At 36.5% G+C, this 25,929-nt stretch carries 24 protein-coding genes; 13 read left to right on the top strand and 11 right to left on the bottom strand.

Annotated elements, in window-relative coordinates:
• Window positions 1-7: 7 nt before the first annotated feature.
• Genes UtA1_RS03265 through UtA1_RS03255 form a run of 3 tightly spaced genes read right to left on the bottom strand, consistent with a single transcriptional unit; the run spans window position 8 to window position 6,101 of the window.
• The gene (locus UtA1_RS03265) at window positions 8-3,193 is read right to left on the bottom strand and encodes an efflux RND transporter permease subunit (protein WP_096550040.1); all 3,186 of its coding nucleotides are present in this window, start codon (window positions 3,191-3,193) and stop codon (window positions 8-10) included.
• Between the two features lie 3 nt (window positions 3,194-3,196).
• A complete protein-coding gene (locus tag UtA1_RS03260) occupies window positions 3,197-4,573 on the bottom strand; it encodes an efflux RND transporter periplasmic adaptor subunit (protein ID WP_096550039.1) in 1,377 nt (458 codons plus the stop codon).
• Between the two features lie 46 nt (window positions 4,574-4,619).
• On the bottom strand, window positions 4,620-6,101 hold the full coding sequence (locus tag UtA1_RS03255) for a TolC family protein (protein ID WP_096550038.1): 1,482 nt from the start codon (window positions 6,099-6,101) through the stop codon (window positions 4,620-4,622).
• A 227-nt stretch (window positions 6,102-6,328) separates the two neighbouring features.
• On the opposite strand from UtA1_RS03255, the gene UtA1_RS03250 reads away from it, so the two are divergent.
• From UtA1_RS03250 to UtA1_RS18010, 6 genes are all read left to right on the top strand, one after another.
• A complete protein-coding gene (locus UtA1_RS03250) occupies window positions 6,329-7,228 on the top strand; it encodes a TetR/AcrR family transcriptional regulator (RefSeq protein ID WP_096550037.1) in 900 nt (299 codons plus the stop codon).
• A gap of 167 nt (window positions 7,229-7,395) precedes the next feature.
• Window positions 7,396-8,811 carry a LysM peptidoglycan-binding domain-containing protein gene (locus tag UtA1_RS03245; RefSeq protein ID WP_172597902.1) on the top strand — a complete coding sequence of 472 codons (1,416 nt, stop codon included), beginning with the start codon at window positions 7,396-7,398 and terminating at the stop codon, window positions 8,809-8,811.
• A 337-nt stretch (window positions 8,812-9,148) separates the two neighbouring features.
• The gene (locus UtA1_RS03240; protein ID WP_096550035.1) at window positions 9,149-10,237 is read left to right on the top strand and encodes a DUF1611 domain-containing protein; all 1,089 of its coding nucleotides are present in this window, start codon (window positions 9,149-9,151) and stop codon (window positions 10,235-10,237) included.
• On the top strand, window positions 10,234-11,376 hold the full coding sequence (locus UtA1_RS03235) for an alanine/ornithine racemase family PLP-dependent enzyme (protein ID WP_096550034.1): 1,143 nt from the start codon (window positions 10,234-10,236) through the stop codon (window positions 11,374-11,376). The genes UtA1_RS03240 and UtA1_RS03235 overlap by 4 nt, the downstream gene beginning before the upstream one ends.
• A 183-nt stretch (window positions 11,377-11,559) precedes the next feature.
• On the top strand, window positions 11,560-11,727 hold the full coding sequence (locus UtA1_RS16970; RefSeq protein ID WP_016838500.1) for a YfhD family protein: 168 nt from the start codon (window positions 11,560-11,562) through the stop codon (window positions 11,725-11,727).
• 121 nt (window positions 11,728-11,848) lie between these two features.
• Window positions 11,849-12,184 (top strand): DUF5658 family protein, encoded by a 336-nt coding sequence (locus UtA1_RS18010; RefSeq protein ID WP_096550033.1) that lies wholly within the window; start codon window positions 11,849-11,851, stop codon window positions 12,182-12,184.
• Here UtA1_RS18010 and UtA1_RS03230 read toward each other — a convergent pair.
• The 3 genes from UtA1_RS03230 to UtA1_RS03220 form a co-directional block, all read right to left on the bottom strand.
• Window positions 12,181-12,978, bottom strand: a complete 798-nt coding sequence (locus tag UtA1_RS03230) for a nucleotidyltransferase domain-containing protein (RefSeq protein WP_016838498.1) — start codon at window positions 12,976-12,978, stop codon at window positions 12,181-12,183. The two genes, UtA1_RS18010 and UtA1_RS03230, sit on opposite strands and share 4 nt — an antisense overlap.
• A gap of 86 nt (window positions 12,979-13,064) precedes the next feature.
• Complete coding sequence (locus tag UtA1_RS03225; protein WP_016838497.1) at window positions 13,065-13,277, bottom strand: DUF1540 domain-containing protein; 213 nt, start codon at window positions 13,275-13,277, stop codon at window positions 13,065-13,067.
• Window positions 13,278-13,583: 306 nt separating this feature from the next.
• Window positions 13,584-14,570 carry an ABC transporter substrate-binding protein gene (locus UtA1_RS03220; RefSeq protein WP_096550032.1) on the bottom strand — a complete coding sequence of 329 codons (987 nt, stop codon included), beginning with the start codon at window positions 14,568-14,570 and terminating at the stop codon, window positions 13,584-13,586.
• 172 nt (window positions 14,571-14,742) lie between these two features.
• On the opposite strand from UtA1_RS03220, the gene UtA1_RS03215 reads away from it, so the two are divergent.
• From UtA1_RS03215 to fhuF, 4 genes are all read left to right on the top strand, one after another.
• Complete coding sequence (locus UtA1_RS03215; RefSeq protein WP_096550031.1) at window positions 14,743-15,747, top strand: FecCD family ABC transporter permease; 1,005 nt, start codon at window positions 14,743-14,745, stop codon at window positions 15,745-15,747.
• Window positions 15,744-16,799, top strand: coding sequence for a FecCD family ABC transporter permease (locus UtA1_RS03210; RefSeq protein ID WP_096550030.1), 1,056 nt, complete (start codon window positions 15,744-15,746; stop codon window positions 16,797-16,799). Before UtA1_RS03215 ends, UtA1_RS03210 begins: the two co-directional genes overlap by 4 nt.
• A gap of 95 nt (window positions 16,800-16,894) precedes the next feature.
• A complete protein-coding gene (locus tag UtA1_RS03205; RefSeq protein WP_096552381.1) occupies window positions 16,895-17,713 on the top strand; it encodes an ABC transporter ATP-binding protein in 819 nt (272 codons plus the stop codon).
• A complete protein-coding gene (gene fhuF, locus UtA1_RS03200) occupies window positions 17,706-18,482 on the top strand; it encodes a siderophore-iron reductase FhuF (protein ID WP_096550029.1) in 777 nt (258 codons plus the stop codon). Before UtA1_RS03205 ends, fhuF begins: the two co-directional genes overlap by 8 nt.
• Window positions 18,483-18,599: 117 nt before the next feature.
• On the opposite strand, the gene UtA1_RS03195 is transcribed toward fhuF, so the two are convergent.
• From UtA1_RS03195 to UtA1_RS03180, 4 genes are all read right to left on the bottom strand, one after another.
• The gene (locus UtA1_RS03195) at window positions 18,600-18,779 is read right to left on the bottom strand and encodes a hypothetical protein (protein ID WP_096550028.1); all 180 of its coding nucleotides are present in this window, start codon (window positions 18,777-18,779) and stop codon (window positions 18,600-18,602) included.
• Between the two features lie 90 nt (window positions 18,780-18,869).
• Entirely contained in the window at window positions 18,870-19,559 is a 690-nt protein-coding gene (gene sfsA / locus UtA1_RS03190; protein WP_096550027.1) for a DNA/RNA nuclease SfsA, read from the bottom strand.
• An 84-nt stretch (window positions 19,560-19,643) separates the two neighbouring features.
• Window positions 19,644-21,164, bottom strand: coding sequence for a malate:quinone oxidoreductase (locus tag UtA1_RS03185; RefSeq protein ID WP_096550026.1), 1,521 nt, complete (start codon window positions 21,162-21,164; stop codon window positions 19,644-19,646).
• Window positions 21,165-21,586: 422 nt separating this feature from the next.
• Window positions 21,587-22,210: an NUDIX hydrolase gene (locus tag UtA1_RS03180; protein WP_096550025.1), complete on the bottom strand. Its 624-nt coding sequence runs from the start codon at window positions 22,208-22,210 to the stop codon at window positions 21,587-21,589.
• 326 nt (window positions 22,211-22,536) lie between these two features.
• Here UtA1_RS03180 and ahpC point away from each other — a divergent pair, with 326 nt between their 5' ends.
• Window positions 22,537-23,100 (top strand): alkyl hydroperoxide reductase subunit C, encoded by a 564-nt coding sequence (gene ahpC / locus UtA1_RS03175; RefSeq protein ID WP_016838485.1) that lies wholly within the window; start codon window positions 22,537-22,539, stop codon window positions 23,098-23,100.
• Window positions 23,101-23,114: 14 nt separating this feature from the next.
• A complete protein-coding gene (ahpF, locus tag UtA1_RS03170; protein ID WP_096550024.1) occupies window positions 23,115-24,647 on the top strand; it encodes an alkyl hydroperoxide reductase subunit F in 1,533 nt (510 codons plus the stop codon).
• Between the two features lie 79 nt (window positions 24,648-24,726).
• Here the strand turns inward: ahpF and UtA1_RS16965 are convergent, their stop codons facing one another.
• Window positions 24,727-24,870, bottom strand: coding sequence for a hypothetical protein (locus UtA1_RS16965; protein WP_172597780.1), 144 nt, complete (start codon window positions 24,868-24,870; stop codon window positions 24,727-24,729).
• Between the two features lie 577 nt (window positions 24,871-25,447).
• On the opposite strand from UtA1_RS16965, the gene UtA1_RS03165 reads away from it, so the two are divergent.
• Window positions 25,448-25,774: a winged helix-turn-helix transcriptional regulator gene (locus UtA1_RS03165; protein WP_096550023.1), complete on the top strand. Its 327-nt coding sequence runs from the start codon at window positions 25,448-25,450 to the stop codon at window positions 25,772-25,774.
• Window positions 25,775-25,929: the final 155 nt, after the last annotated feature.

Here is a 25,929-nt window from a genome sequence, read left to right as displayed (position 1 = left end):
TTTTTACTTACGTCAACTCTGGTTTTCCACCGATTGTTTCTAACTCTTTTTCTACGACTTTATTTTTCGCTTTTCTGCGCTTGAAGATTCTTCTTTTCGGTTTACCAGTCTTATCTGAATCATCTTTGTTAAAGATGTTTTTCACTTTTTCTGATATGTTATCAATCACGACATACATAACTGGAACGAATACTAAAGTAAAGATTGTAGAAGAAGTTAATCCGAATACAACTACTACAGCCATTGGTTGTTGGTTTTCCGCACCTTCACCAATTGCAAGGGCTAGCGGAATCATCGCTAAAACCGTAGTGAGTGTTGTCATTAAGATTGGACGCATACGGCTTTTTCCTGCTTCTACAATAGCCTCCATTCGCTCCATTCCATTTCTTCTTAAAATATTAATATATTCAACAAGTAAAATACCGTTGTTTACAACAATCCCTGCAAGCATAATTAGACCGATAAAACCTGGTAAACTTAACGGTAATCCTGAAATGAGTAGCCCTAATATTACCCCAATCACCATAGTAGGCATGGAGAACATGATGATAAATGGATAAGTAATGGATTCAAATTGAACAGCCATTACCATATATACAAGGAATATACCTAAAACTAATGCTAATGCTAATTGGACGAAAGATTCCATCATCGTTTCTACTTCTCCACCCATGGAAATTTCATATCCATCAGGTAAATGGATTTGTTTTAATTTCGCATCAATTTCCTTTGAAACCGTTCCTAAATCTCGTCCAATTACATCACTCGTTACGTTAATTGTACGCTCTTGATTATTTCGAGTAATTTGAGAAGGCCCTTGTACTGGCACTATTTCAGCAACTGCAGATAACGGGATATCTTCCCCTTCATTATTCCGAACGACAAATGTTTCTAGATCACGAACAGTCTCCGTTTTATCATCAGGTAAAGCAACCGTTACGTCATATTCGTTACCATCTTCTTTATACCTAGTCGCCACTTGACCGTTAAACGCTACATTGATTTCATTCATAATTTGTTGGTAACTTAACCCAAAAGCAGAAGCCAGTTCACGATTTACAACCACTTGCAATTCTGGACTTCCTTCTTCAACCGAACTTTTCACATTCAATGTTCCATCGATATCCTCTAAAATCCAAACAACTTGCTGTCCTAAATCAGTTAATACATCTAAGTTATCCCCTGAAATCGAAAGCGAGATTGGTGAACCAGTGGACATTCCATGGCTATTTTCCGATATAGTAATTTCTGCCCCAGGAATATCGCTTACTAAATCGTTTAATTGAGCAATGAATTGATCAGTAGTAATATCCCTTTCCGATGAACTAACTAGTTCAATCCTATAGGACGCCACATTTTTACTTCCTGCAGTAATACCATTTGTAGTACCACCAATACTTACATAATTCACTTTAATTATATCTTCAAAGTTTTTTAACCGTTCATTAATTTCCTCTACGATAGATTCCGTTTCCTCTAACTTCGCACCGTTTTGCAACTGTGCAGTAATTGAAACTTGCCCGCTATCTGTTGCAGGCATTAGCTCCATACCCACAACTGGCATTAAAGCTAAACTTCCCACAAAAGCAGCAGTTACGATGGCAATAACTGTTTTCCTTCTACGTAAGGCCTTTTCTAGTACATTTCCATAGAAATTTTTAATTTTGTTTAAAACACGATTAAAGAAGTATTGTCCATTATCCTCATCTACTGAGATTTGAACATTACGCATAAATTGCGTTGATAGCATTGGCACCAATGTCATGGCAGCTACTAGCGATGCTGTCAATGCAAATACAACCGTCAATGCTAACGGACGAAAAATTTGTGAAGCAAGCCCTTCTACGAATACGACTGGAACGAATACAGCTGCAGTCGTCAGTGTAGAGGCAATAACAGCAGGGCCTAATTCCGAAGCACCATGGTATGCTGCCTCTTTAATCGATAATCCTTCCGAACGCTTCTTGTATATGTTTTCTAATATAACGATGGAGCTGTCAACCATCATCCCGATACCGAGAGCCAGTCCACCCATCGAAATAATATTTAATGTTTCTCCTGTGAAGTACATTAACGTAAATGTACTAATAATGGAAATCGGCATTGAAACGGCAATAACTAACGTCGCTTTTAGACTCCTTAAGAAGAGTAATAGGATGATTGCAGCGAGTGATCCCCCTACAATCATGTTATCTAGAACTGAGTCAATTGATGCAGTAATATACACCGACGTATCCATAATCGTTTTTACTTCTAATCCTCGTTCGGTATATTTTTCATTCAATTTCTCAATAACTTTTTTAACTTCTTCTGCAGTTTCAACGGTGTTCGCATCCGACTGTTTCATAATGGTGAAAATTAATGTATCTTTACCGTCCACTCGAGAAATTGACGATACTTCTTTAAATGTATCTTCGACATCCGCCACGTCTTTTACGCGAACGGTATCACCATTATTTAAAGTGATGAGCGTATTTTCAATATCACTAACGGATGTATATTCTCCAACGACGCGTAGTTGCACATCTTGATTTCCTTGTTCAACCGTTCCTGCCGAGATTGTACGATTCTCCGCTTGTAATGCAGCAATCACTTGTGAACCTGTTAGTCCATAGTTTTTCAGCATTGATTGATTCAAATTGATGCGAATTTCGCGTTCTTTTCCACCAACAATGGTAGCAGAGGCAACACCAGGCGCTCGTTCAATTGCCGGTTGAATATCACTTTCTGCAATATCTTGTAATTTTTCCAAATTATCTCCTGAGAGGCTTGCAATCACTACAGGTGTCGCATTTGGATCAAGTCGCATTACCATCGGATCATTTGCACCATCTGGAAGCATCCCCGATATTTGATCGACTTTTTCTCTAACATCGATTAACGCATCATCAATATCCCGACCATAATCAAACATCATTAGTACTAGAGAAGCTCCTTGACTGGATACTGACTGAATTGTATCCATGCCTTCTACCGTACTTACAGCTGATTCAATCGGTTTTGAAATCAATTCTTCTATTTCTTGTGGAGCAGCTCCTTGATAACTTGTAGCAATAACCGCTATTGGCAAATCAATTTTCGGGAATAATTCTACCTTCAATTCCCTTAAAGAGATAAAGCCCAATAGAATAGCACAAATAACAAACATGATAACGCCGACTGGACGTTTAATTGAGGTGTTTACAAGTTTCAATGTCTACTCCTCCTCCATTATACGGACTTTATTTCCATCATCGAGGAGGTTCTGTCCACTGATTACAACTTGTTCGTTTTCTTTAAGTTCTCCCACGACAGCCACCAAATCTGTACTGTATTTGAGAATTTCTACTTCTCTTTGTTCTGCTTTTCCTTCTGAAACGATGAATACAACGGTTTTCCCTTCTTTTTGTACGATCGCTTCAACAGGAATAAGAAGCGAGTTGGCTTGTTTAATTTCTTCCACAATGACGGAAGCAATCATGCCTGGTCGAATTTTTTGTTCTTTATTATCGATATTAATATCAACAGTAAATAGTCCAAATCCTGAACTCACTGAAGAAACATAGGCAACATTTCCTTTAAATGTTCCTTCTAAACCGGCAACTTTCACATCTAATACATCCCCGACTTCGAAGGAAGATAGTTGGTTAGCCGTAATTTTCACACTTAATTTCACTGAATCTTTGGCTACAATCGTTGCAAATGGGTTGGCATTAGAAGCCATTTCCCCTACTTCCCCATTGATTTCTGTAATTTCTCCTGCAATCGTCGCTTTAATCACTTTATCATCTAAACGATCCTTAGCAGCATCTACAGCAAGTTGAGCTTGATCTACTTGTATTTGCGCCTGTTCCACTGCAATTTCCGCATCTTTCATGGAAGTTTGCGCCAGCTCCACATTGATTTGAGCTTGCTCTACAGCTACTTCTTGCATTCTAATGCCTTCATTTTCCGTTGTTTTTTTCGATAGTTCCGCTTGGTCTAAAGCAATTTTTGCGCTTCTCTCAGCATTTTGAGCATTTTCATAATCTTGTAGAGAAATCAAACCAGCTTCATATAAAGCTTTCATTCTGTCTAAGTTTCTTTTAGCTTGTTCCCAAGAATTTCGAGCATTTTGAATTTGAAAATCTAAATTTTTTAAATTCTCTTTTGCTTGTTGTAAAGAAGCTTCAGCTGATTTTAGTGAGGCCTGTGCTTGTTTATAACTGTTTTCAGCTCTTACCTTGCCATTTTGTGCGCTTTTCAAACTAGCCTGTGCTTGCTCTAAGCTTTTTTGCTGCTGTTCCATCGCATTTCTTTCAGCTGTATCATCAAGCTGGGCTAGAATATCGCCCTGCTTTACTTTATCTCCTTTTTTTACATAAATTGCTTTAATTTCTCCAACAGCTTTCGGTAAAACTGCAACCTCATTTTCAGGTAAGATGGTGCCCGATAACTCATTATCATCTGTTAAAGCACCGAAAGTCACTGTCGCAACTTTTACTGGTATTTCTGCTTCAGGAACCTCTGTTTCTTCTGTCGAATTATTACAACCTACTAATAGGATGATAGATGTTAACAATAGAAGGGTCCCTATTATTCCTTTCTTAGTCATCTATTTAAAGCCTCCTTAGCAAAGGAAAAATCCAAAGCCCTGATTATCAATTTCTAACAATAACACCTTTATCCATTAACTCTACTTGTTTTGTGAGTAAATAATATTGGTATTTTGCGTTGTTATAGTTAAATTCCGCTTGTTTTATACTTGTATTGGCTGCATCAAATTCTTGTTTTGAAAGTAAGCCTAAATTGTAGTAAAGCTGTGTATCAGCATAATCAGTTTTTGCTTGTTCTAGATCTTTTTTCGCTTCATTTAACGCTTCATATTGTTTTTGTACTTGATGGAAGGTATTTTTTATAGCCTTTTCTAATTCTACTTGAAGAGCTTCAATTTGCAATTTAGCTACCTCAACATCATTTTCAAGCATTTTTTCTCTTTCTCTTGTACGATTTTCTTCATCATCAAAATCATCTAATGCTTTTTCTTTAATTCGTAAATTTGTTCTTGCATTCACCATGTCAAAGCTATTTTTAATAAGTTCTTCTGTTGATTTTTCCTGTTTTATTAACGCCAATTCCCCTAAGTCCGGTCTTATCAATTTAAAATCTTCATCATATGTAATGCCAATTGTAGTAGCAAATACCGCCTTATCATGTTTAAGTTGCTTTTCAAGTTCAGCAATTTGCGTTTCTAAATCAGATATGTCTCTTTCTGTTTTTTCATAGTCTTTTCTCGATACTAATCCTAGTTCATAACGTGTTTTCATCCCGTTTAATTGGCTTTGTTGTACTTCGAGTGTATATTTCATAAAATCAATTTGCTCTTCAGTTAAAAGCAAGCTAATAAAATCTAATATGATTGGTAGCTTTAATTGTTCACGCATTTGCACACGGTTATTAAACATTTGAGTTCGTTGAATATCTAAAGTATCAAGCATGTTTTTATACTGATTCACTTGGAAATAGAGGTTGCTTAAATTGCTTTTTAGCACATTCAATTGCTCTTTTACTAATTCTCTTTGCTGATATTTTTCATATTCATCCACGTATTTCATGGCATTTTCCAAAAAATTGATTAAATATCTTATTTGTGTTTTAACGATTACATTATCAGAGTCTGAAGGATCGATATCTGGTTCAAGGTCTTCCGGATTGATGTCTAATAATTCTTCTAAAGATCGCTTGAGATTAGTTACTTCTTTCGCTAAATCAACTGTCACAGTATCTTTTGAAGTAGATTCTAAATATTTATTTAACTCTTCTATTTTTCTCTGAGTACTCTCATAAGAACTTTCTGCAACATCGAGAAGATCCTCATACATATCTTCTTGTAATTTTAAGTTTTCAATAGTATACTCCAACTCAATTAAAGAATAGTTACTGTTTAATCCATATCGAATCGCTTCTTCCAACGTTAACTCTTGGACTTTCACTTTTTCGACAAAAGATTTTTCTTCCTCTTTTTTGTTTTTCGTTTTTGCAAATACATGATCAGGAGAATTTGGAGCAGCGGCGACGACTGCTGGTGTAATACTACTTGCCGCAAGAGCGGCAGCTATACCAATAGTCAAACTTTTCTTCACAGGAAAAACCTCACTTTCTAATCATTTATTTTCTATATAAGACATCCACCATCTTCCAAAACAACCGTTAAGCGATAATCCATTTTATTTCCCTCAAACCATTTTATACCGATGGTTCAATTTTTACAACATTATTGCAAAAACTCTACTAGACATTGATATTTCAATTTTAATTATTTTATACTTATAGTATAAAATGTTGTTTTTCTTGCGGAAAGGGTGGCGAAATGAACAAACGTAAAAGGCAAATTATTCAAGCAGCTCGCGAATTATTTATTAAAAAAGGTTTCAACAATACATCCATTATGGATATTATTGAAGCTGCTAATATTTCCAAAGGAACATTCTACAATCACTTCACTTCTAAAAATGAATGCTTAATCGCTATTTTAGAAGAATCAAGAGAAGAGTTAGTCAATGCTCGCTATCAAATAGCTTCAAATAAAGATACCTCTGATATCAATTTACTAATTAATCAAATTGCTATGGGCTTTCATTTAAGTAGAAAACAAAATTTTAATGAAATCTTTTCAACAACCTTTGACTCCAATGATAAGGATATAAAAGAGATTATTGAAAAACACATGGTCATTGAAATAGATTGGTTAGCAAATCGTTTTGTCGATATTTATGGAGAGAAAATCCGTCCTATCTCTTATGAGTGCGCCATCCATACTTTTGCTATCATCGTATTTTCATTGCATTTTATTCATATCGCAACTGGGGTTAAAGTTGCACCTGAATCGATTATCAAAACAGCACTCAATCGCGTCATTGCCATTATTCCAAACATATTAGAAACTGGTGATGTCGTATTTAATGAAGAAATCGTACACGCTTTAAAAGTAAAAGTTAATTCAAAAAAAGTATCTAAAGACTTCATTGTCAAACAGCTTGAAGGATTTGTGAATCAATTAACTAAAAATGATTCAGAAAAAGGAGTAGAATTAGCCAATTATTTACTCGATGAATTGAAAAAGCCAGAAGAAAAATTATATGTTCTAGAAGCACTCATATCATCTTTTAATAGTGCATTTAATAACACATCACATCAAAAAGAGGCGAAAGAAATTTCAAATGCCATTTGGAATTATTTAAATTCAAAAAAACCAACTTCGCGCAATTAATGGATATAGGTAAATTTTCCCCTTAATTTAGTACGTTCCAATATAGAAGTAAGTTTCAAAAAAAAGAGAAAGTCTTCAAAAATGGAAGACTTTCTTTTTACTTAAGCATATGAATTAGCAGTGTGGAACATATAGTGCATTATAAGAATTAGGAAGGAGGCATTCGTCTGAGAATTCATGTCGTGCAGCAAGGAGACACCATTTGGAAATTGGCAAGTATATATCACACAAGCATGAATGCCATTATCCAACTAAACCAACTTCCCAATCCCCGAGAATTACTCATAGGCCAAGCAATCGTGATTCCAGATACAACAACACCACACATCATTCAATTTGGAGAAACATTGTGGTCGATTGCAAGCAATTATGAAGTTTCCGTTCAAGCTATCCAACAAGCAAACCCTACCATCAATCCATATAATTTAATCCCCGGTACAACAATCTATATCCCTCCGCGCTTACACTTGGTTCAACCAGGAGAATCGATGTGGCAAATTGCAGCGTATTACGGAACAACGGCAGAATCCATTATTAAACAAAATGGTCTGCGTAATCCAGATAACATCTACCCAGGGATGGTGCTAATCATACCTAGACCGAAACCATCTATTGAAATCAACGCCTATTCATATCAACAAGATGAAGAAGGGGCAGAGTCTGTTAATGCAGTAGGTAATTTACTTACTTATTTCACACCTTTTTCTTATATGATTAAAGAGGATGGTACGTTAGAACCTTTTGCTGATGAATTAATGCTTAATGCTGCAAAATCTCAACAGGCTATACCGATGTTAGCCATCTCTAATTTTTCATCTACAAGCACTGGCTCGAACCTAGCCCATGTGGTTTTATCCAATCAAGAATTAAGGGAAAAATTAATCAACAGCTGCCTACAAGTAATGGAAGAAAAGGGTTACCGTGGATTGAATATCGATTTTGAGTATGTGCTTCCAGAAGATCGGGAGAATTATAATGAGTTTTTACAGCTGACAGTCAATCGCCTTCATGAAAGGGGATATTTCGTATCTACCGCGGTCGCACCAAAAACAAGCGATGAACAGGAAGGTTTACTATATACTGCCCATGACTATGAAGCTCATGGCCGTTTAGTAGACTTTGTTATTCTAATGACTTATGAGTGGGGATGGAGGGGAGGTCCACCACGAGCCATCTCTCCAATTAATCAAATAAGACGTGTAGTAGAGTATGCATTAACAGTTATACCTGCTCAAAAAATATTTTTAGGATTTCAAATATACGCAAGAGATTGGAAAATTCCTCACGTAGAAGGGGCAATTGCCGAGACATTTAGTCCACAGGAAGCTATTCGCCGTGCAACCCGTTATAAATCTGAAATCTTTTATGACGAAAATGCTCAATCTCCGTTTTTCAGATACGTGGATGAAAGCGGGCAAGCTCATGAAGTATGGTTTGAAGATGCAAGAAGCGCTCGAGCAAAATTTAATTTAGCGAAAGAATATAACTTACGGGGCATCAGCTATTGGGCTTTAGGTTATCCATTCCCACAAAACTGGGCATTATTAAACGATTATTTTGATATTATTAAATTGAATCGTTAACATACTTACATTTGCAGTGCAAACGAAAAATAGATTGTTTGTGCTGCTATTTTTTATGGAGATTTAAGACATAAAGATTCAGTAGATTCAGTACAATTACAAAACTTCTAAACTGTTAACATAAATTTTGGGAAATTTCATGAATTTTGTTTCTTTTTTTTGCGTAAAAAAATAAATAATCTTATAATTAAGTTAATACTTTAACCCTTGGTTTAGTTAACAATTGAATATTTCACCTATCGAACATCTTTTACTTCATTGTATTGGACTCTACCATTACTTCAAGAAGCAACAAAGATGTTTTTTGTTTATTCTTCGGTAAATGGAGGGATTGTACATGAAGAAAATAGCAATTATTTATTGTGAAGGCCAATTTGGTTCAATGGATGGAAAAACCGCTAATGGTCTGATTCGTGAGCCAGGATATTATGAAATAACCGCAGTAATTGATAGTACAAAGAGTGGTTTGGATTCTGGTGAATATTTAGATGGTGTCAAAAATGGAATCCCTTTATGTAAAAACCTCGAAGAAGCATTAACAATTTCCAAAGAAAAACCAACAGATTTTATCCTCGGAATTGCCCCTAGCGATGCCTTTTTAAAAGATGAAGAAAGAGCCGTCATTTTAGAAGCGATGAAGGCTGGCTTAAACATCATTAACCCACTGCAAGAATTTCTAACTGAAGATGATGAAATGATGAATAATGCAAAAAAATATAACGTAACCATTCGCGATATTCGAAAGCCAAAACCGAAAAAAGAGTGGCATTTATTTACTGGTGGAATTTTAAAAATCAATACACCGATTATTGCAGTACTCGGTACAGATGGTGCTTGCGGAAAACGTACAACTGCGAAAGTGCTTGAAAAAGGTTTCAGAAACCGCGGATTCAATCCAATCTTTATTGCCACTGGACAAACAGGTTTAATTCAGGGTGCAGAGTATGGTTTTGCAATGGATGCTTTCCCACTCCAGTATTTAATTGGAGAATTGGAGGGGGAAATATTGCGTGCCCACAAAAATGAAAACCCTGACATTATCATTGTGGAAGGGCAAGGTGCGCTGAGCCACCCAGCCTATGCTAGCTCATGCGGTATTTTAAGAGGTGCAAGACCACAAGCAGTCATCTTGCAACATCCGCCAAAACGAAAAGTGTTAGGAGATTTTCCATTTATGCCAATGCCGGATGTTCAAGAAGAAATTAACTTAATTGAACATTATGGAAATACAAAAGTGATTGCCATCACATTAAATCACGAAAATATGACAGATGAGGAAATCGATCAAACAATTGTAGAATACGAAAATAAATACCATGTACCTGTTAGCGATGTGTTGAAAAAAGGTGATGAAAAAATCATCAATGCAATCATTGACTTCTTCCCATCCTTAAAAAATAAGGATAAGGTCGTGAGTTCAATATGAAACTAAAACCCATTCCTCGAATTGAAATCAATCTTGATAAAATTCAACACAACGCAATCGTTCTAAAACAATTATGCGAAGCAAAGGGGGTGGAAGTGACAGGAGTAGTCAAAGGCGTTTGTGCAGATTTGCAAATTGTCAATGCCTTTGTCCAAGCAGGGATTACGAGACTGGCCGTTTCAAAAACCATTCATTTAGAAAAGTTAAAAAAGGCGAAAATCAACGCAACCCTGATGATGCTTCGGACCCCTGGGATGTCGGAAGTTCCGAGTGTCGTCAAATATGCGGACATCAGCATGAACACTGAACTTACCATCATTCGTGCATTATCAGAAGAAGCTATTAAACAAGGAAAAATCCATAAAATTATGATTATGGTAGAAATGGGTGACCTTCGTGAAGGTGTCATGCCAAAAGATCTACCAGCATTTATTAATGAGGTAATAAAACTCCGAGGTATCGAAATTGTTGGTTTGGCAACAAATTTTGCTTGTTTTGGTGGCGTCATACCGACAGAAGACAAGATGCGAGAGTTCTCTTCTCTTGTTCAGCAAATTAGGCAACAATTCTCTTTACAACTCCCTATCGTATCAGGCGGAAACTCTGCAAATATTAAATGGCTAATGGAAACGAAAAATATTGGTGTAATCAATGATGTACGTCTTGGTGAATCGATTCTATTAGGAAGAGAGACGACTAAAGGCGAAGTCATACCGAAACTTTATCAAGATACATTTAAATTTGTTGCAGAAGTAATAGAGGCGAAACAAAAACCTTCTGTCCCTTATGGTAATCGTGGCAAAAACGGCTTTGGTGAATCAATCGAATTCCATGAACAAGGTTGGATTAACCATATTCTCGTTGGAGTAGGAAGGCAAGATGTATCTGTTTCGGGCTTAACACCAACAATGCCTGTGAAAATTCTTGGTTCAACCAGCGACCACATTGTGTTAGATGGAAAAAAAATACTTTTCAAACCTGGCGACGAGATAACTTTTATCCCCAACTATGGAGCGTTACTTTCCATTATGACCTCTCCATACATTCATAAAACTTATATTGAATTTAAAGGAAGTAAACATGAGAAACAAAACAATGTATACAGTATTTATAAACAAAAAATTATACCACGTCATTAGTTGACTTTTGGGATGCTACTTATTCACGAAGCATCCCAAATATATTGCCCCAAATTGTTGTGCACCAATATAAGCCTCTCAATAAAACTTATTCTTTTCATTCCTCCAATTAATGCTTTTCAATGTGATAAAAAAATCGCATCTTGCCATATTAAGATTAACTATCAAGAAAGGAGATCTAATATGGGAAGAGATAATAAACAAGGCCAAACCAATAATGCAAGTTCTTTGCCACAAACACCAAAACAAGAAAAAATCTCTGCTAGAGCCGCGCAAGAAGAGTTTTCTCGTGAACTATCCCAATTAGAACAGTTAGTGTTGGAAAGAAAAAGAAACAAAAAAAATAAATAACATTGTATGGTGGAATTCACATCATAAAGCAAGGGAATTGCTTATATCTATGTGAATTCCACTTTTTTTAGAAAGTTGCTTAAATGGTTATACTATTGAAAAAATCTATAAGGTGTATTGAATGAAAAGAAACAAGCAAATTTTTATATTGAGTTTATTGGTTGCAATCTTAAACATATTTGATGGTATAGCCACACATTATGGTTTAATGAATCATTTCATAAAAGAAATAAATCCTCTGATGAGATTCTTTTTTGAAGCAAATCCATATTTATTTCTAGGAATTAAATTCAGTCTTTCCGTATTCATTTTTATTGTTTCTAATCTTGTTATTTTAAAATGCATAAAATCATTTCAACGGTTCTATCTTTATGCTTTAACAGGTATTTCAATCTTATATTCTGGGCTTTTTTTCGTACATCTATATTGGTTATGGATGAGTAATTATAGTTTCTAGAATGCATCAAACTTCTCATTCCAAACTTCTCTTAAAGTCTCACGAAATAGCTTATCTAACTGGACAGTTGGATTATTCTTTTCTCCATACAGATTTTTTATATAGTCCTGCAATGAATACAATTCATGTTCGATATAATCATTGAATATTGGAATAGGCCGAATGGTTTCCCGTTTGTCGAAAACTTTAGATTTCACCAACTGCTCAATCTCATTTCTCAATTTACCATCAACCTTCATTTGTGAAAGCAAATGCTGAAAATGTATCGGTGGGATTTCATTGAACTGTTCAATCCATTTACAAGCGAACAATGAGCGCAAAGCGTATAAATAGCTTTTTACCTTCACATTCTCTCCTTGGAGAGATGCATAATTTTGTTTGGCAATTTGTATGTAATGTGAAAGCATCGATTTCGGATTAAAAACCTCATCCTCCAATAAGCGCAACTTAGAAATAAAGCTATATGGTTGTAAATAAATGGGGCTACTTCTCATCCATTCTAAAATAGAAGGATTACATTTTCGGAATAACCTTAAAGCTTTTGTAACTTCCCAACCGCTTATATCAAGATGATCGTGAATCGGTAACTCGATGACATCTCGTTTTTTTCCAATTCCTTGGGGATCGATTGTAAGATACCAGTCTACTGGATGGATATAAATAAAGCGAACATCGTAATCACTTTCTTTTGAGGCAATTCCCCATGCTCTACTACCAGATTCAACAGCAAATAATACTTTTACATGATGACTGCGTTCAATTTGTTTCAGTTGATTGACAATGACTTCATACATTCATTACAGCTCCTCAAAAAATAAGGGACTAAATAGATTAGTCCCCGCAATTTCTCAATGATTGGCCTGCCCATACTTCCGAAAGTCTACTTTTTAGGTCTAAACGTTTTACAGCAAGTTTCTTCTGATGATTTAGCCCTTTCCTCAATCTCTCGGAAGTCTACTTCTGAAGCAAACTCTGACGACTTATCTTTGGAATCTGAATCCGTATCAATTAAAATTTTCTCCGCACCACAGATATTTCCTTTTCTGTGGAAATAGCAATTGGAGACGGTACAGTTTACTTCTACATTCGGCATAGCAATCCTCCTCATTGAGATAAAATGAGAAACAGCATGACTATTTCTCAAATTGTATTTTGCTCATTTTTTCAACCATTTATTTTGAAAAAAAATAACTAAGAAGTAAATAATTGAAGCGCATTATTTGTTTAAAGGGTGCAAAAAAAAGTGTCTAGAAAGTCTAAACTTTCCAGACACTCTTATATAATCAACCTTTGCTCCTTGAGGTAGTTGAAACAAGTATCCTCGTCGCAAAGTGCCGTTTCAAAATGGCTTTTTCAGACGGCCAATTCTAAGTTTATACTTGGGATATTATGGCAGATATTAATTCGTTAATAATTTTTCTAAATCATCTAACATCAAGTTTGCTGAAATTACACCGCCGGAAGTGTTCCAAATTGCATCGCTCACTTCAAAAGCATTACCGTTTTTAACGGCATTTAGATTTTGCCATAGAGGATCACTTGTCCATTCCTTTGCTGTATTTAATGCCTCTTGATCTCCCTGGGGAGCATAAGTGAAGTAGAATAGGTAATCTGCATCCATTTTCGGAATAACTTCTTTTCCTACTTCAACAGCTAAATTGCCAAGTTTATTATCTGAAGTAAACAACTCTTCCTGATGAGCAACACGCTTGAAACCTAATTCATTGAAAATAACCCCTGAAAATGAATCAGTGTAATAAATACGGGATTTTCCAGCCATAAAGCGAACAACAGAAATTTCTTTGTTCACTTTGTCACCAAGTTTTTCTTTCACGTCGGCAACGTGTTGATCGTAATGACCTAATACCTCATTTCCTTTTTCTTCGAGATTTAACGCTTTAGCATATAACTTAAAGTTTTCTTTCCAATCACCACGTAAAGTTTCAGAAAAAACAGTAGGTGCAATGGCATTTAATTGATCATAAATTTTTTCTTGGCGAAGCTTGTTCCCGATAATTAAATCAGGTTTTAACGAAGCAATTTTCTCCACATTTACTTCACTCTCAGTCCCAACAACTTCGACGCCTTCCATATCCTTGCTAATATGTTCATACCAAGGATCACCAAGCCAAGATTGAACCGCACCAACTGGCTTTACTCCTAGAGCCAATAACGCTTCGGTTCCTTCGTTTGTAAGAATAACAACTCTTTTTGGAGTACCTTTGATTTCTGTGGATCCCATTGCATGTTCAATTGTATACGTACTTTCTTCTGTCGTTTTTTGATCTGTTTTTTCAGTTGCTTTTTCTTCTTTGCCGCCACATGCCGCCAGCAATAAAACGGCTATAACAGAGAAAAGAAGCAAAAATGTTTTGAACAGTTTCACTTGTACTGTATCCTCCTTAACCAATTGTAAATGATAATCAATTTCAACAAGCTAATCATAAAGTAACCTATACACCTCTGTCAATATACAATTGAAAATGATTATCAAAGTCATTGACAGCTATGTTTAGTTGTATATAGACTTAAAATAAAAAAGAGAGGTCTTCAAAAAGATGTTGTTGAAAAGGACTTCTTATAAATGGATTGGCCTTTTTGTTACTTTTCTATTAATGATTGGTTTTATGTGTGCCAGTGTTATCTTTGGATATGCAGATACTACGTGGAGAACAGCCATTGATTCTTTTACCCATTACAATGGATCGAATGAACATGTTATTATTCAAAAAGTAAGAATCCCAAGGGCATTAATAGCTGCAGCAGTTGGAGCAAGCCTAGCGATTGCCGGAGTTCTAATGCAGACGTTAACAAAAAACCCGTTAGCTTCACCGGGAATTTTTGGTATTAATGCGGGAGCAGGCTTTGCAGTTGTTGTTGCTATGACAATATTTTCTGTTCATAATATGCAAAGTTTTAACGTACTTGCGTTTCTTGGCGCTGCTCTTGCTGCCTTTAGCGTTTTTATTATTGGTTCTTTTGGGCGTGAAGGGCTGACACCGATGAAGTTAACCCTAGCAGGCGCAGCGATTTCTGCGATGTTTGCTAGTTTTACCCAAGGATTGCTCGTTCTTGATGAAGCACTCCTTGACCAAGTATTGTTTTGGCTGGCAGGGTCTGTTGCAGGGAGAAATCTTGAAACGCTTATTTCAGTTATTCCTTATATGACGATAGCCTGGCTTGGAGCAATATTCATTTCGGGAAAAATGAATATTTTTGCTATGGGTGAAGATGTAGCCAAAGGATTAGGTTTAAATACTGGTTTCATAAAAATTGCGATTGGAGTTTTGGTTATATTATTAGCTGGATCTTCTGTCGCTGTTGCAGGACCAATAGGCTTTGTGGGAATTATCGTCCCACATCTTGCAAGAGCAATTGTAGGAATGGATCACCGCTGGGTTATTCCAATGGCCGGAGTTTTGGGGGCAATTTTATTATTAGCAGCAGATATTGCTGCCAGATACATAGTAATGCCATCAGAAGTCCCTGTTGGTGTGATGACCGCCGCAATTGGAACTCCATTCTTTATCTATATTGCAAGAAGGGGGTTCAATGCGCGATGAGTAAATACAAAAATTTACGTCTCTTTAACGGCAAGATGTCATTACTAATTGATCGAAAAGCTGCATTTATTTATACAACCTTAGCTATTATCGCATTTGTTGTTTTTGTAATAAGCACGGGTTTAGGGGAAATGAAGATCAACCCGTTGACAGTTGTTAAAGTGCTACTTGGTTTAGGTCCAGAGATGGAAACATTGGTTATCACATCATTCCGTCTGCCAAGAATTATCGTCGCCTTAACTGTCGGTATTTCCCTAGCGATTGCTGGCGCCATTTTACAAGGAATGGTAAGAAACCCACTTGCATCACCTGAAGTTTTGGGAATTTCTGGCGGTGCGGCAGTAGCCGTTGTCGGTTTTATGTCCATCTTCAGCGATCAGAACCATTCTTTAACGGTCAGCATAGCTTGGTTGCCATTAGCTGCATTTATTGGTGCTAGTGTGGTGGGGGTCTTAGTTTATTTCCTTTCATGGAAAAATGGGGTATCCCCTATTCGCCTTGTGTTGATTGGCATCGGGATTTCCGCACTTATGCAGGCGTTCACCACATTTTTAATGGTAACTGGACCAATCTATCAAGCAAGCCAAGCAAATATTTGGATTACGGGCTCAGTTTATGGATCGAATTGGACAAACGTTGCAATTCTTGTTCCAGGGGCGGTTATCTTAATTATCCTCGCCATTCTTGCTACTAGACTGCTTAATATTCAGGAATTAGGTGATGATGTAGCAACTGGGCTAGGCGATAACGTTCAAAAACATAGGTTTCTATTATTAATGTTAAGTACAGCGTTAATTGGCATTTCAGTAGCTTTTGCCGGCACGATTGGTTTTGTTGGGCTGATGGCTCCCCATATGGCAAGACGGCTTGTTGGCTCATCCTTCGAGGCGTTGATTCCTACATCCGCATTTATTGGAGGAATACTTGTAATGCTTGCAGACTTAATCGGCCGGACCGTCTTTTCACCTTTAGAGGTGCCTGCAGGCGTATTCACTGCAGGAATTGGAGCGCCATATTTTATCTATCTGCTTTTTAAAACAAAAAATTCTTAAAATGAAGTGAATGAGTATCAGAAGAGATATTTTCTTTGAAAGTGCTTGGAACGAAAGTATTCGAAAACTAAAAATAAAAAGGAGCTAGCAAGATGATGAGTGCGATTGAGACGAAAAATTTATCGATTTCCTATGGAAAAAACCTCATAATTCACGAGTTGGATTTAAAAATACCAAAGGGTGAGATTACCGTATTTATTGGGGCAAATGGCTGCGGAAAATCGACGCTTCTTCGTTCGATCGCCCGTCTGCTGAAGCCAACATCTGGTACGGTTATTCTTGAAGGTAAAGCAATCGCTAAGCTTTCTACCAAAGAAGTTGCTAAACAATTGGCAATCCTTCCTCAATCACCATCTGCACCGGAAGGCTTAACAGTTTTGCAACTGGTAAAACAAGGACGCTATCCTCATCAAACTTGGCTACGTCAATGGTCAGAAGAAGATGAAGAAAAAGTAAACAATGCTTTGAAGGCGACACGACTCGAAGAATTAAAAGAAAAACCGGTAGATGCTCTTTCCGGTGGACAGCGCCAGCGTGCTTGGATTGCCATGACTTTGGCTCAGGATACGGATATCATTTTATTAGATGAACCAACCACTTATTTAGACCTGACCCATCAAATCGAAATACTTGATTTGCTTTTTGAATTAAACGAAAAGGAAAAACGTACGGTGGTAATGGTCCTACACGACTTAAATCTTGCTTGCCGATATGCCCATCATATTGTGGCTATCAAGAATCAAAAAGTTTTTGCCCAAGGGAAGCCGGAGCACGTCATTAATCGAAGTCTAGTAAAAGCTGTCTTTGACATGGATTGTGAAGTAACACCAGATCCTTTGTTTGGAACGCCGCTGTGCATCCCACATGGCAAAGGTAGATGCATTTTAAAAGAGGTAGTTATTTCCCATGGTTAATACATTAACAGAGAAAGAATTACAGATATTGCAAAAATATAGATTAACATCTGAATCGATGCATACTTTCAATGTTTATCAATTAATGGATGAAATTTATCTTAAAGAATTCATTTCAAAAATTGCCGAGATGATTGGTGCCCCTTCAGAAAAAGTTGCAGCTTCCATTTTTATGAAGAGATTTGCTTTCGTTGCAGTTATTTCTTTATTTGCTATGTCTGTTTGGAACAAAAAACTCAATGTTGAACTGAATATGATTGAAATGGAATGGCCAGAGAAAGGGGAAAACTGGATTCCAATAATTAATCTTAAGGATTTAAGCTTTGAGGAATTGAATCAAAACTGTCAAAGCCGTTCCTTTTGGCGGCAAGAGGTTATAAAGGATTTATTTTTAAAAAATATTTCTCCACTCATCGCCATGTTTGAAAAAACGATTGGCATTTCCAAAACGATTTTATGGGAAAATATTGCTGTGTACGTATTTTGGCTGTATGAAATGGAGTTAAAGGAGAATCATCAACAAGCCATTGATGACTTTCACTACATCATTTTTGAAGCAGATGGGTCATTATTTGGTTATCATCATAAAGAAAATCCACTGCGAAAATATTATGGTAAGAAAACATTTATAGATAATGGAGCAGAGCTCAGAATTAGAAAAACATGTTGTTACAACTATCTCCTTGATAGTATGAAGCGATGCAAAACATGTCCTTGCATTTCTAGAAAGATGGAAACAAAATCATTTAAAAAACATTTAATAGAGTGATCGATTATACGCTTTACAATTGAAGTAAAGCGTTTTTTATGGTAATACTTTCACTTAAAAAAAGCTATGGAAAAGTATCCATAGCTTATAAATACTCAATAATTCAAATGGTCAGTCTTAATGCCATGCTGTTCTTTCACTGATTGGTTGTTGTATACGCCCTTTTTCCTTTTGGGAGGTTGTTTCAATTGCCATATCAGAAGCAAATTCTGTTGATTTTTGATTAGGGGATTGGTGAAATTGAAGCTTATTTTTGCGTTGGAACTCGCCTTTATGTTTATTATCCTCAATCGACATAACCATCCTCCTTATTGAGCAAATTGAACAAATCTAATTTGTTCATTATTAAATTGTCCTAAATTCTTCTTTTTATGTAACAATCCTTTTTCATATTAATTCAACGGGAATTCGATTACTGATTACCATACATTGTTCACTTACACTTGTTTCGTAAGCTAAAATTTGCACTCCTTGTTTTGAAGCTTGGCGTAACGCATTTGAAAAGGACGGGTCTGTTTCATGATTAGGTACAAAAAGGCGGCAACCCTCCATTTGAATAATAAATAATATGATTCCTTTATAACCTTCCTCCACAGCTTTCACTAATTCTAGAACATGTTTTGTCCCTCTAGAAGTGGGTGCATCAGGAAACACCGCTACTCCATCTTTCTCTAACGTTACGCCCTTTACTTCAATAAACCCTTTTTCTTCTTGCGTTTCAAAGTATAAATCAAATCGGGAATCTCCATATTTCACTTCTTTTTTTAATTTTTGGACGGTTCCAATTTCAGCAATTTTCCCATCTAATATCGCTTCATAAGCAACAGTATTTGGTGCCTGGGAATCGATATTTACCCACCGTTCGCCTTTTTTCACAGCAATGAGCGAATATTTTGTTTTCCGGTTCGGATCATTACTTTCTTCTAGTAACACTTCTGCATTTTGTATCAACAATTCCTTTAAGCGACCAGTGTTTTTAACATGGACTTTTTCTTTTTGACCATCGATATAAACTTCAGCAACAAAGCGGTTCAATCGTTGATAAAAGATTCCCCTAACCATATTGATGTATCTCATTTATTTCACATCCATATCCTGTTATTTTGCAAGTAATAAAAAACATACCAGATTCCCTTTATGGAGATCTGGTATGTTAAGATTTCATGATTGAATTGTTTCTAATTCTTTCTCTATATTTTCTTTTCCTAAACCTAAAATTTCATCAGTAGAAGCTTGTATTTCTTTGAATAGATCTGGGTTGTCTAGTAATTTTTGACCATAGGATGGGATCATTTCTTTAATTTTTCCTTCCCATTTTTTCATTTCTTCTGGGAAACAGCGATTAATTACATCAAGCATTACTTTAACCGCTGTTGAAGCACCTGGTGACGCTCCTAATAATGCAGCGACAGAGCCGTCAGATGAAGTAATGACTTCTGTACCGAATTGCAATGTACCTTTACCGCCAGTTTCAGTATCTTTAATTACTTGTACGCGTTGTCCAGCAATAATAATTTCCCAATCTTCAGCTTTTGCATTAGGAATAAATTCACGTAATTCTTCAATGCGTTGTTCTTTCGTTAACATAAGTTGTCCAATTAAGTATTTTGTTAACGGCACGTTTTTCGCACCGCAAGCAAGCAAAGTAAATAAGTTATTCGCTTTGATGGAAGCAAATAAATCCATGTAAGAACCAGTTTTCAAGAACTTAGGTGAGAATCCTGCAAATGGTCCGAACAATAAAGATTTTTCACCATCGATATAACGAGTATCTAAGTGCGGCACAGACATTGGAGGTGCTCCAACTTTTGCTTTACCATATACTTTTGCATGGTGTTTTTTAACGATTTCAGGGTTTTTACATACTAAGAATAAACCACTTACTGGGAACCCACCAATGTGCTTACTTTCTGGAATTCCTGTATCTTGAAGTAAATGTAAGCTTCCGCCACCTGCACCAATAAATACAAAATCAGCAGAAACGTATTTCATTTTAATGCTGTCTAAATCGTGGACTTTTAATTCCCAACGGCCGTCTTTTGTGCGTTTAATGCCTTCAACCATATGTTTGTAATGTACTTCAACACCTTGATTTTGTAAGTGTTTCACTAAAATGCGCGTTAATTCACCAAAGTTTACGTCCGTACCTGAATCAATTTTTGTAGCTGCGATTGGTTCTGTAATAGCGCGGTCTTCCATCATTAATGGAATCCACTCTTTTAATTTTTCCGGATCGTCAGTGAATTCCATACCTTCAAATAGATGCAATTTTGACAGTGCTTCAAAACGCTTTTTCAAGAAGGAAACATTATTTTCACCTGTAACGAAACTCAAGTGTGGTAACGGCATTATAAAATCTTGCGGATTCTGAATTAAATTATTTTTTACAAGGTAAGCCCAAAACTGCTTAGAAACTTGGAATTGTTCATTTACATTAATTGCTTTGGAAATGTCAATGGAGCCATCTGGTTTTTCAACTGTGTAGTTAAGCTCACATAGCGCGGCATGTCCTGTACCCGCATTGTTCCATTCATTTGAACTTTCTTCGCCAGGCTTATCAAGTTTTTCGTAAATCGTAATATTCCAATCTGGAGCAAGCTCTTTTAGTAACGTCCCTAAAGTTGCACTCATAATACCGGCGCCGATTAGAACGACATTTTTCTTAGTTTGACTACTACTCATTTTATAACCATCCTTATCTCCCCTATTTTTTCCATAAAGATGTAGACTATTTTTTGTCAACATCTTCTTGTACATTTTGACCTTATTATAGTATAACACTTTTAATTTGAGATTTAAATATTATATCTATGCTCTGATAGCAAGTTAAAATGTACATTTATGGAAAATATTTTTTTGATACATTCATGTGTATAAAAGGTATCATTACTTTCTTTTCTATATTGATTTATATTATTTACCGTATTTGGTGAAATTATTTTCGAATGCATGATGAATAAAAAATGAAATATTTGGATTCATTACAATTATATTGATATAACATCTTGAGCACAAAACAAATGATAAGTGCTAGCAAATTTTTTATTTAAACAACTGTGATATGCTTCGTAATCATTTCTATAATTTTACCATTAGAGAATATCTTATTTATTTTTCAGTATTTCAACAAAATGTTTTAAAATTCTCGCCGTTAAACCCCAAATGGTATACTGCTCATAGTCGTAAAACCATTCTTCCATTTCTCTTGTTCTCCATTGATAATCCCTACCATTAATAATTTTTTCATAAGGAAAATCTGATGGCGGAATGATCTTTATTTTTACTAAATGAGAATATGGCTCATAATTGAGAAGCCACTTTATTGGAATCGTAAAGATTTCTTCTACTTCTTCTTTATTATAAGAAGGTTGAATAACTTGATTATCAATTGTTGCAACATATGGATAAATGACAAAGGAAGGGGAAGTTATTAACGGACTTAGTTCACCTATTACTTTAATTGTATTGGGGTGAATTCCCAATTCTTCATGGGTTTCCCTCAAAGCTGCTTCTAATGGAGATGCATCTGAATCTTCGACACGGCCTCCCGGAAAACTAATATCTCCTGGCTGTTTTCTTAACGTAAATGAACGCACTTCAAAAAGAATATGCCATTCTCCTTCTATTTGAATGATGGGAATCAACACTGCAGAACGAAAAGCTGTTTCTTCACCAATAAATGTTATTTGCTGTGTATTTAACTTTCTCTTCAATTGTTCCAAAAACACTAAACTCCACTCTCCCCTCTATGAAACCTTTGTACTCTATCCTAACATAAACATTCATTATAGATAGGAGTTTGTTTCTTGTATTACCCATGCGCATCTTCTAAAATAAATATATAGTGAATAATGGAAAAGTTTAGTTTGTTCGTCACTTCAATTCATTTTCCATTTTTATGTATATATATGTAGTCTAAAATATAGACTAATGTTTGAAATGTTTAATATATTCCATTTGACAAAAAAAGATATGTATATAATAATTAATTCTAGCTAATAATTATTATCAAAAAGTTTTTATATTAAAAATAAGATTTTTGGAGGTAATGAATATGTCATTAATCGGAAAACAAGTACAACCATTTACTGCTCAAGCTTACAAAAATGGTGAATTCATCACAGTAACTGAAGAAGATTTCAAAGGTCATTGGTCTGTAGTTTGCTTCTACCCTGCTGACTTCACATTCGTATGCCCAACTGAATTAGAAGATCTTCAAGAACAATATCCAAAACTTCAAGAATTAGGCGTTGAAGTATTCTCAGTTTCAACTGACACTCACTTCACTCACAAAGCATGGCACGATACTTCAGAAACAATTGGAAAAATCACTTACGCTATGATTGGTGACCCAACTCACGTTCTTTCAAAACAATTTGAAGTGTTAAGAGAAAACGAAGGTCTTGCTGATCGCGGTACGTTCATTATCGATCCAGATGGTGTAATTCAAGCTGTTGAAATCAACGCTGAAGGTATTGGCCGTGACGCAAGTGCTTTAATCGACAAGATTAGAGCTGCTCAATACGTCCGTAACAATCCTGGTGAAGTTTGCCCAGCAAAATGGAAAGAAACTGGTAAAACACTTAAGCCAAGCCTTGACCTTGTTGGTAAAATTTAAGGAGACGATTCAACATGGCATTAGATGCAGAAATAAAATCTCAACTAAGTCAGTATTTACAGCTGCTTGAAAACGATATCGTTTTAAAAGTAAGTGCTGGTTCTGACGAGGTATCTGAAGAGATGCTAGCTTTAGTTGATGAGCTAGCATCCATGACACCAAAAATTAAAGTAGAAAAAACAGAACTAAAAAGAACACCAAGCTTTAGCGTAAACCGTGTTGGCGAAGACACTGGTATCACTTTTGCCGGTGTTCCATTAGGACATGAATTCACTTCATTAGTATTGGCATTATTGCAAGTAAGCGGTCGTCCTCCAAAAGTTGAGCAAAATATCATTGATCAAATTAAATCTATCAATGACGAATACCACTTTGAAACTTACGTTAGCTTAACTTGCCACAACTGTCCTGATGTTGTACAAGCACTTAACATCATGAGTGTGTTAAATCCTAACATTACACATACTATGATTGATGGCGCTGCGTACAAAGAAGAAGTGGAAAGTAAAGATATTTTAGCTGTACCAACAGTTTTCTTAAACGGTGAACCGTTTGCTAGTGGCCGCATGACGATTGAAGAGATTCTTGGAAAGCTCGGTAAAGGCTCAGATGTGGAAGAGCTATCCAATAAAGATCCGTTTGATGTATTAGTAATCGGCGGTGGGCCTGCGGGAGCTAGTGCAGCAATTTATGCAGCTCGTAAAGGTATTCGAACAGGTATTGTCGCAGAACGCTTTGGTGGGCAAATTTTAGATACATTAACAATTGAAAACTTCATCAGTGTAAAAGAAACAGAGGGACCTAAACTTGCAAAAGCCCTTGAAGAACATGTGAAAGAATATCCTGTTGATATCATGAATTTACAACGTGTAAAACACCTTGAAAAGAAAGGCGATCTAATTGAAGTAGAACTTGAAAACGGCGCCGTTCTGAAAAGTAAAACAGTCATTATTGCAACGGGTGCACGTTGGCGTAACATTAATGTACCTGGTGAACAGGAATTTAAAAACAAGGGTGTTGCATACTGCCCTCACTGCGACGGACCATTATTCGCAGGAAAAGACGTTGCGGTCATCGGTGGAGGCAACTCCGGTGTGGAAGCAGCGATTGACCTTGCTGGAATCGTTAATCATGTCACAGTGCTCGAATTCAATGAGCAATTAAAAGCTGATGAAATCTTACAAAAACGTCTACATAGCTTGTCTAATGTGACGGTTATTACTAATGCTGCTACAAAAGAAATCACTGGTACAGACAAAGTCAACGGACTTACATATGTAGACCGTGTTACTGGTGAAGAAAAACATATTGAATTAGCAGGTGTATTCGTTCAAATCGGTCTTGTTCCAAATACAGAATGGTTAGAAGGTACACTTGAACGTAATCGCATTGGTGAAATCATTGTAGATAAAAAAGGCGCTACGACAATCCCAGGTGTGTTTGCAGCAGGTGACTGTACAGACGGTCCATATAACCAAATTATTATTTCCATGGGCTCTGGCGCAATTGCAGCATTAAGTGCATTCGACTATCTTATTAGAAATTAATATTAATCGAGTAGGAGGGAGCGATTAACTCCCGTCCTCTCACACCACCGTACGTACGGTTCCGTATACGGCGGTTCAATTAAGATAATTGACGCAAGTTTTCATAACTTCCGTGAATAGCTTGTCTTCTTATGCCAGTGGTCACTCCACCCTCCAAGAGGTCTCCCACGGGATTCACCGCTTCCTTCCTCAAGTGAGGTACTACGTTTTCTGTGTTCATCATGACTCACTGAATGCCAAGGGCTATTCTCTCTTAATTGTTCGGTCCTTCTCAGTTGTTCTAGACCAACTAATACTATGACCTCTGCTGACTTCTGACGGTTCAGCTACTTATCACTAAGTAGGTTATGAAGCGTACTTCACCTATCCGCCAGACCTCCCCGGGTAAGTACATGCACTTTCACACCATCTATCCGCCTCATTTACTCGATATGACCTTCGACAGAAAGAGCTTTGTTTTGTTTGGCAAACTCACTCAATCATACCTAGCCTTATATGAGGTTCGTGTTCCTCGGACCGGTGTTTTGCCTCCAGCTTCCTTCAGATTCCGCGTCACCACGGACACCCTTGCTCTTGGCTAACCTCTACTTCTGTCTTCGGGGTTCGGGACTTACACCCTATAGTTCATGTACATGCCGGGCGCACCAATAAAGCAGTCCTTTTTTGGACTGCTTTTTTATTTTCACTTGCAATTTTTATTCAATGTTTAGTTACTTACTGTAATGATGTTAAATAAAATAACTTATTTTGTTTTTATAAGCGACTTTTTGATAAAATACTTAATTAGAGAGGTGTTGTAATTGGAACAGCCAGCGATTTGCCCAAAATTTGAAAAAGCAATATCCATCTTAAGTCAGAGATGGACTGCATTAGTGATATATCAATTACTTTCTGGACCAAGACGTTTTAGTGAAATACAGTCAACTATCGGTATTAGTGGAAAGGTTTTATCTGACCGCTTAAAAGAATTAGAACAAATGGAGATTATTAATCGAAAAGTGATCCCTTCTACTCCCGTCGTGATCGAGTATTCATTGACGGAAAAAGGTCGTTCGATGGAACCCATATTGAAATCAATTGAAGAATGGTCTCAACAATGGATTTCCGTTGAATCTGTTGAATTATAAGAAGCCAAGGGGGCGTCTGAAAAGTCATTGTGAGACGCCCCCTTTGCGGCTGTCGCTAGTGCTTTCGCCGCAGATAAATTGCGGCTGTCGCTAGTGCTTTCGCCGCAGATAAATTGCGACGAGGAGGCGCGTTTGATGTGACCACCGCAGGAGCA

The sequence above is a fragment of the Ureibacillus thermosphaericus genome, assembly GCF_002370195.2.
Classification (GTDB): domain Bacteria; phylum Bacillota; class Bacilli; order Bacillales_A; family Planococcaceae; genus Ureibacillus; species Ureibacillus thermosphaericus.
This window is presented reverse-complemented; position numbering and strand designations above follow the sequence as displayed.

Excerpts from the sequence above, each read along its gene's own strand:
- UtA1_RS03260 (WP_096550039.1), bottom strand. The coding sequence starts at position 4,573 with ATGACTAAGAAAGGAATAATAGGGACCCTTCTATTGTTAACATCTATC.
- UtA1_RS03250 (WP_096550037.1), top strand. The coding sequence starts at position 6,329 with ATGAACAAACGTAAAAGGCAAATTATTCAAGCAGCTCGCGAATTATTT.
- UtA1_RS03240 (WP_096550035.1), top strand. The coding sequence starts at position 9,149 with ATGAAGAAAATAGCAATTATTTATTGTGAAGGCCAATTTGGTTCAATG.
- UtA1_RS03235 (WP_096550034.1), top strand. The coding sequence starts at position 10,234 with ATGAAACTAAAACCCATTCCTCGAATTGAAATCAATCTTGATAAAATT.
- UtA1_RS16970 (WP_016838500.1), top strand. The coding sequence starts at position 11,560 with ATGGGAAGAGATAATAAACAAGGCCAAACCAATAATGCAAGTTCTTTG.
- UtA1_RS18010 (WP_096550033.1), top strand. The coding sequence starts at position 11,849 with ATGAAAAGAAACAAGCAAATTTTTATATTGAGTTTATTGGTTGCAATC.
- UtA1_RS03230 (WP_016838498.1), bottom strand. The coding sequence starts at position 12,978 with ATGTATGAAGTCATTGTCAATCAACTGAAACAAATTGAACGCAGTCAT.
- UtA1_RS03225 (WP_016838497.1), bottom strand. The coding sequence starts at position 13,277 with ATGCCGAATGTAGAAGTAAACTGTACCGTCTCCAATTGCTATTTCCAC.
- UtA1_RS03215 (WP_096550031.1), top strand. The coding sequence starts at position 14,743 with ATGTTGTTGAAAAGGACTTCTTATAAATGGATTGGCCTTTTTGTTACT.
- UtA1_RS03210 (WP_096550030.1), top strand. The coding sequence starts at position 15,744 with ATGAGTAAATACAAAAATTTACGTCTCTTTAACGGCAAGATGTCATTA.
- UtA1_RS03205 (WP_096552381.1), top strand. The coding sequence starts at position 16,895 with ATGAGTGCGATTGAGACGAAAAATTTATCGATTTCCTATGGAAAAAAC.
- fhuF (WP_096550029.1), top strand. The coding sequence starts at position 17,706 with ATGGTTAATACATTAACAGAGAAAGAATTACAGATATTGCAAAAATAT.
- UtA1_RS03195 (WP_096550028.1), bottom strand. The coding sequence starts at position 18,779 with ATGTCGATTGAGGATAATAAACATAAAGGCGAGTTCCAACGCAAAAAT.
- sfsA (WP_096550027.1), bottom strand. The coding sequence starts at position 19,559 with ATGAGATACATCAATATGGTTAGGGGAATCTTTTATCAACGATTGAAC.
- UtA1_RS03185 (WP_096550026.1), bottom strand. The coding sequence starts at position 21,164 with ATGAGTAGTAGTCAAACTAAGAAAAATGTCGTTCTAATCGGCGCCGGT.
- ahpC (WP_016838485.1), top strand. The coding sequence starts at position 22,537 with ATGTCATTAATCGGAAAACAAGTACAACCATTTACTGCTCAAGCTTAC.
- ahpF (WP_096550024.1), top strand. The coding sequence starts at position 23,115 with ATGGCATTAGATGCAGAAATAAAATCTCAACTAAGTCAGTATTTACAG.
- UtA1_RS16965 (WP_172597780.1), bottom strand. The coding sequence starts at position 24,870 with ATGATGAACACAGAAAACGTAGTACCTCACTTGAGGAAGGAAGCGGTG.